This window comes from Arthrobacter sp. SO3 (assembly GCF_020532825.1).
Taxonomy (GTDB): Bacteria; Actinomycetota; Actinomycetes; order Actinomycetales; family Micrococcaceae; genus Arthrobacter.
This window is the reverse complement of record NZ_MQTS01000225.1, coordinates 1-989: the sequence shown is the minus strand read 5'-3', so window position 1 is coordinate 989 and position 989 is coordinate 1. Positions and strand designations below refer to the sequence as shown.

Annotated in this window: 1 protein-coding gene; it reads right to left on the bottom strand. The window is 65.3% G+C overall.

Annotated elements, in window-relative coordinates; genetic code table 11:
• Positions 1 to 989: lipoyl synthase (gene lipA / locus BJQ90_RS19640; protein ID WP_226761867.1), on the bottom strand; the 989-nt coding region annotated here is incomplete at both ends.

Sequence of the window (989 nt, the reverse complement as noted above, 5' to 3'; positions counted from 1 at the left end):
AGAAGTGAGCTGGCTTCCTGGCGGGTGGTGCCGGAGGACTCGATGTGGGCGAGGTGGGCCGGGATGTCCCAGCCTTTCTTGCGCATCGCGGTGGCCCAGAGCCGGCCGGCGCGGTAGGAGGACCGCACCAGGGGTCCGGACATGACGCCGAGGAAGCCGATCTCGTCGGCTTCCTGCTGCAGGTCCACGAACTCCTGGGGCTTGACCCAGCGGTCCACCGGGAGGTGGCGTTCGGAGGGGCGCAGGTACTGGGTGATGGTGATCAGGTCACAGCCGGCGTCGTGCAGGTCCTGGAGTGCTTCGGAGATTTCCCCGCGGGTTTCGCCCATGCCGAGGATCAGGTTGGATTTGGTGACCATGCCGAGCTTGCGGCCCTGGGTGATGACGTCCAGGGAGCGGTCGTAGCGGAACGCGGGGCGGATGCGCTTGAAGATCCGCGGGACGGTCTCGACGTTGTGGGCGAAGACCTCGGGTTTGGAGTCGCAGATCGCTTCGATGTGTTCGGGTTTGCCGGAGAAGTCCGGGATCAGGAGCTCGACGCCGGTGCCGGGGTTCAGTTCGTGGATCTTGCGGACGGTTTCGGCGTAGAGCCAGACGCCCTCGTCGGCGAGGTCATCGCGGGCCACGCCGGTGACGGTGGCGTAGCGCAGCTGCATCGCCTGGACCGAGCGGGCAACCTTGGTGGGTTCGAAGACGTCCACGGGGGAGGGCTTGCCGGTGTCGATCTGGCAGAAGTCGCAGCGCCGGGTGCATTCGGAGCCGCCGATCAGGAAGGTGGCTTCCTTGTCTTCCCAGCATTCGAAGATGTTGGGGCAGCCGGCTTCTTCACAGACGGTGTGGAGGCCTTCTTTTTTGACGAGGTTCTTGAGCTGGACGTACTCGGGGCCCATCTGGACCTTGGCCTTGATCCACTCCGGCTTGCGTTCCACCGGGGTGGCCGCATTGCGCTGCTCGATCCGCAGCATTTTCCGGCCTTCTGGTGCCAGGGT